This window comes from Nocardiopsis sp. MG754419 (genome assembly GCF_018207095.1).
GTDB lineage: Bacteria > Actinomycetota > Actinomycetes > Streptosporangiales > Streptosporangiaceae > Nocardiopsis.
Genome location: NZ_QOCZ01000246.1, coordinates 1 through 4,830, shown reverse-complemented (window position 1 = coordinate 4,830; position 4,830 = coordinate 1). Strand labels below are relative to the sequence as shown.

Here is a 4,830-nt window from a genome sequence, read left to right as displayed (position 1 = left end):
CGCGCCCCCGACCGCCCCCACGGCCCTTCCGCCGTGGGGGCGGTCGGGGGCGCGAAGCCCGGTCGTGGCCCGTGCGGCGGAGGTGCTGACGACGCGTGTTCGGGGGCGCCGACCGGGCCGGGGGCGGCTTCCCCGGGTGCCGGCGGTCCCTCCGCGGCGGATCCGGTGGGAGGCGCGAACCCTGGTCGTGGACCGTGCGGCGGCTCTGCGGACGACGCGTGTTCCGTGGGGTCGGTCATGGTGAGGGCCGGTTCCTTCGCGGTGTCAGGGGCGTCGGGAGATCGAGCGGCGGCGCACGGTGGTGACCACCGCGACCGCGATCGCCGCGATCAGCAGCAGGGGGGCGCCGATGACGACGAGCAGACGGCCGATCAGTTGCTGCGTGTCCACCGCGTGCACCACGTCGGCGCGGGCCAGCACGTAGTCGGAGCCCTCACGGGGCTCCATGCCGTGCGCACCGGAGCAGTGGATGGAGTACTCCCCGGCGACGGGGGTGGACACGAACCCGAGCGGAGACCAGGAGCCGTGCAGATCGTTGATGTGGCGATACGAGGAGGGGATCTCCTCCCCACCGATGGGCCCGGCGTACCGGCAGTCCAGGCTCTGCGACCCGTGGCTACCGAAGACCATCCAGCCCTCGTCACCCTCCTCGCCCGACGCCACCTCGAACCGCACGGACTCGCCGGTCGGGATCGGAACGGGGTCCCCGGGCTCCGCGCGCACCGGGTTGCCGGCCAGGAAGACCCCACCCGCGAAGAGCAGCGCGGCCAGGCCTGCCAGGCCGCCGGAGATCCAGTAACCGACCGTGCCGGGGGTCCGGCCCGCCGGCGGTGCGGACGTGCCCGGTGGCACCGGTACGGGGGGTACCGGGGAGGCAGGGGGGATGTGCGGTGACCGAGGGGAGTTGTGCATGCGCGCATTCTGGCAGAAGGGCGCGTGCGGCGAGGACGCCCGAGATGTGACGTTCCCCGGCCCGCGTCCCCTGGTGGGGCGGAGTGGCCCGGTCGGGTGTCCGGGGCGGGAACGGACGGGTACATACAGGTCGTGAGCGGGGCAACTCGCGAGTGATTCCGGTCGAAACGCTTGTCAGGACCCTCGCACGTGGATTCAATCGAGGTCCCGAGGCGTAGGACGCCGGGAGCAGCGCCACCGCGACGGAGGGACCCACCGATGTCCAGGGCAGGGAACGCGTGGTCGTGGGAGACCGACCGGGACGACGTGCGCCGCGACGCGGCCCTCGCACACGAACGCTTCACCGACTCGGGTCGGCTCGGCGCAGGGGTGCGCCCGGTGGTCGGTGAGTCCTGGCGCCGCAGCGCCCTGCACGGGGTGGACCCGGACCTGACCCTGCCCCGGCTGGAACTCACCGGCCCCGCCCTGCACGACCACCGTGACGCGCACCCGCTCGCCGTCACCATGCCGCTGTTGCGCCGGCTGCTGCTGGACGGAGCGCCGGGGCCACAGATCCTCGCGGTCGGCGACGTGTCCGGACGCCTCCTGTGGGTGGAGGGCGACCACGGTCTGCGCACCCGTGCCGAGGAGATGCGCTTCGTCGAGGGCGCCAACTGGCACGAGCGCTCCGCCGGCACCAACGCGCCCGGTGTGGCCCTCACCCTGGACCACGAGGTGCGGGTCTTCGCCAGCGAGCACTACAGCCGGGGCGCGCAACGCTGGAGCTGTTCGGCCGCGCCCCTGCACGACCCGGACACCGGTGCGCTCCTGGGGGTGCTCGACCTCACCGGCGGGGACCACCTGGCCTCGCCACAGGCGTTGGCACTGGTCCGGACGGCGGCGGCCGCCGCGGAGATGGAGATCCGGGCCCGTCGGCTCGGCGGACTGACCCCGACCCCATCGCGTCCGTCCGCGATCGCCCCGGGTGCGGCGGCCGCAGCGGTCGCCGGGGCCGGCCCGCACACCCCGGTCCGGTTACGTGTCCTCGGCCGTGACCAGGGCCTCCTGGAGGTGGACGGCCGCTCCCTCGAACTCAGCACCCGCCACTCCGAGATCCTCCTGCTGTTGGCGCACCACCCGCGGGGGCTGGCCGGCGACACCCTCGGCGCCCTCCTGCACGAACGCGACGCCTCCCCGGTGACCATCCGGGCGGAGATGTCGCGGATGCGTCGACTCCTGGGCATGGACCTCATCGCCTCGCGGCCCTACCGGCTGCTCCGTCACGTGGGGACCGACGTGGACGACGTGCGCCGCCACCTGGCGGAGGGCGACTACCGGCGGGCCGTCAACGTCTACGAGGGGCACGTCCTGCCGCGCTCGGAGGCCCCCGGGGTCGTGGAGGCGCGCCACGAGCTCCAGGCGGAGGTGTGCGAGGTGGTCGCCTCCCGTGCGGACGCCCCGACCCTGCTGGCCTGGTCCGAACAGCCGGAGTGGCGCGAGGACCCCCGTGTGCTCACGGCGGCGTTGCGCGCCACCGACCCCGCGTCGCCCCGCCACGACACCCTGCGGGTGCGCCTGCACCGACTGGGCCGCTGAGCGCACACCCTCGCAACGTGGTCGCAACCTTCGTGTAACTAGCGTCACATCCCGACCGTCCCTGGGAACGACGCGCCGGGGCCGCGGGTGACGGCGCGCCCACATCGAAGGAGGCACACCACCATGGCGATCTATGCTCCCCCCGGTGAGTCCGGCAGCGTCGTCGAGTACGCGACGCGTTACGACAACTGGATCGGAGGCGAGTGGGTCAAGCCGGTCAAGGGACGCTACTTCGAGAACCCCACCCCCGTCACCGGGCGCACCTTCACCGAGGTCGCCCGTAGTGGTCCCGAGGACGTCGAGCTCGCCCTGGACGCCGCCCACGGCGCCGCACCCGCCTGGGGTCGCACCTCCACCACCGAACGCGCGGTGATCCTCAACCGGATCGCCGACCGGATGGAGGAGAACCTGGAGAGGATCGCGGTCGCCGAGGCCTGGGAGAACGGGAAGCCGGTCCGCGAGTGTCTGGCGGCCGACATCCCCCTGGCCATCGACCACTTCCGTTACTTCGCCGGCGCCATTCGGGCGCAGGAGGGGCACAGCTCCGAGATCGACGGCGACACCGTCGCCTACCACTTCCAGGAACCGCTGGGCGTGGTCGGTCAGATCATCCCGTGGAACTTCCCGATCCTCATGGCCGTCTGGAAGCTGGCCCCGGCGCTGGCCGCGGGCAACACGGTGGTCCTCAAACCCGCCGAACAGACGCCCACCTCGATCCTGCTGCTGATGGACCTCATCGGCGACCTCCTGCCACCGGGCGTGATCAACGTCGTCAACGGCTTCGGTGTGGAGGCCGGCAAGCCCTTGGCGTCCAGCTCCCGGGTGCGCAAGGTCGCCTTCACCGGTGAGACCACCACCGGTCGCCTCATCATGCAGTACGCCTCCGAGAACCTCATCCCGGTCACGCTGGAGCTGGGGGGCAAGAGCCCGAACATCTTCTTCGAGGACGTGGCCGCCGAGCGCGACGCGTTCTACGACAAGGCGCAGGAGGGTTTCGCGCTCTTCGCCCTCAACCAGGGTGAGGTGTGCACCTGCCCCTCCCGTGCGCTGATCCAGGACTCCATCTACGACGGCTTCATGTCCGACGCCCTGACCCGGGTCGGGCGGATCAAGCAGGGCGACCCCCTGGACACCGAGACCATGCTCGGGGCCCAGGCCAGCAACGACCAGCTGGAGAAGATCCTGTCCTACATCGACATCGGTCGCCAGGAGGGCGCGAAGGTGCTCACCGGCGGCGGCCGGGCCGAGATGGACGGCGACCTCGCGGGCGGCTACTACGTCACCCCCACGGTCTTCGAGGGCCACAACAACATGCGGATCTTCCAGGAGGAGATCTTCGGCCCCGTGGTGTCCGTGGCGCGCTTCGACGACTACGCCGACGCCATCAAGATCGCCAACGACACCCTGTACGGGCTCGGCGCGGGCGTGTGGTCGCGCCTGGGCAACACCGCCTACCGGGCCGGTCGGGACATCCAGGCCGGGCGTGTGTGGGTGAACAACTACCACGCCTACCCGGCGCACGCGGCCTTCGGTGGCTACAAGCAGTCCGGGATCGGCCGCGAGAACCACAAGATGATGCTCGACCACTACCAGCAGACCAAGAACCTGCTGGTGAGCTACTCGGACCAGGCGATGGGGTTGTTCTGATGGACACCACCGGCGGCGAGACCACCGTGGAGCGGGTGGCGGTGACCGAGGCCGCGGCGGCCCTGCTCCGGGAGCTGACCGCCGACCACGGTCCCCTGATGTTCCACCAGTCCGGCGGCTGCTGTGACGGCAGCTCCCCGATGTGCTATCCGCTGGGGGAGTTCCGTACCGGGGACTCCGACGTGCGACTCGGGGACCTGGACGTGGGGCTGCCGGACCCGGTGCCGGTGTGGATGTCGCGCTCACAGTTCGCGCTGTGGAGCCATACCCACCTGACCATCGACGTGGTCCCCGGCCGCGGATCGGGGTTCTCCGTGGAGGCCCCGACCGGACAGCGGTTCCTCATCAGGTCACGCCTGATGACCGACGAGGAGGCCGAGCGCGTGGAGAGCGAGGACTGAGGAGCCTCAGAGAGACCATCTCCGAGAGGGAGATCCGGGGTCGGTCGGGCCGAGGGGACCCGACCGACCCCGACCACGTCCGGGGCCGACGCTCCGTCGGCGGGGCCCGGAGGGGAGACGACGCGGGGCCCGGAGGGATCGATGTCCCTCCGGGCCCCGAAGGTTCCCGCGTCGTCGTCAGGCCCTGAGAGCACACGCCCTAGATCGTTGATGGGGAAATGTGTGCCCTGGTCAGTGGTCGTAAGCGATCAACGACCGTTTGACCGGGGCACCGATCAGCCAGTTGTGCCAGATC

The 4,830-nt window shown here is 71.4% G+C and carries 4 protein-coding genes; 3 read left to right on the top strand and 1 reads right to left on the bottom strand.

Annotated features, from left to right (window positions below; all coding sequences use genetic code 11):
- Positions 1-264: 264 nt before the first annotated feature.
- On the bottom strand, positions 265-912 hold the full coding sequence (locus DSY14_RS26930) for a hypothetical protein (protein WP_211719418.1): 648 nt from the start codon (positions 910-912) through the stop codon (positions 265-267).
- Positions 913-1,170: 258 nt separating this feature from the next.
- Between DSY14_RS26930 and DSY14_RS26925 the strand changes: the two genes are divergently transcribed.
- From DSY14_RS26925 to DSY14_RS26915, 3 genes are all read left to right on the top strand, one after another.
- Complete coding sequence (locus tag DSY14_RS26925; protein ID WP_211719417.1) at positions 1,171-2,487, top strand: GAF domain-containing protein; 1,317 nt, start codon at positions 1,171-1,173, stop codon at positions 2,485-2,487.
- A gap of 123 nt (positions 2,488-2,610) precedes the next feature.
- Positions 2,611-4,134, top strand: a complete 1,524-nt coding sequence (locus tag DSY14_RS26920; RefSeq protein WP_211719416.1) for an aldehyde dehydrogenase family protein — start codon at positions 2,611-2,613, stop codon at positions 4,132-4,134.
- Complete coding sequence (locus DSY14_RS26915; protein ID WP_211719415.1) at positions 4,134-4,535, top strand: DUF779 domain-containing protein; 402 nt, start codon at positions 4,134-4,136, stop codon at positions 4,533-4,535. Before DSY14_RS26920 ends, DSY14_RS26915 begins: the two co-directional genes overlap by 1 nt.
- Positions 4,536-4,830 lie beyond the last annotated feature (295 nt).

What these genes read in the sequence shown, in the direction of transcription:
- DSY14_RS26930 (WP_211719418.1), bottom strand. Translation starts at nt 912, where the DNA reads ATGCACAACTCCCCTCGGTCACCGCACATCCCCCCTGCCTCCCCGGTA.
- DSY14_RS26925 (WP_211719417.1), top strand. Translation starts at nt 1,171, where the DNA reads ATGTCCAGGGCAGGGAACGCGTGGTCGTGGGAGACCGACCGGGACGAC.
- DSY14_RS26920 (WP_211719416.1), top strand. Translation starts at nt 2,611, where the DNA reads ATGGCGATCTATGCTCCCCCCGGTGAGTCCGGCAGCGTCGTCGAGTAC.
- DSY14_RS26915 (WP_211719415.1), top strand. Translation starts at nt 4,134, where the DNA reads ATGGACACCACCGGCGGCGAGACCACCGTGGAGCGGGTGGCGGTGACC.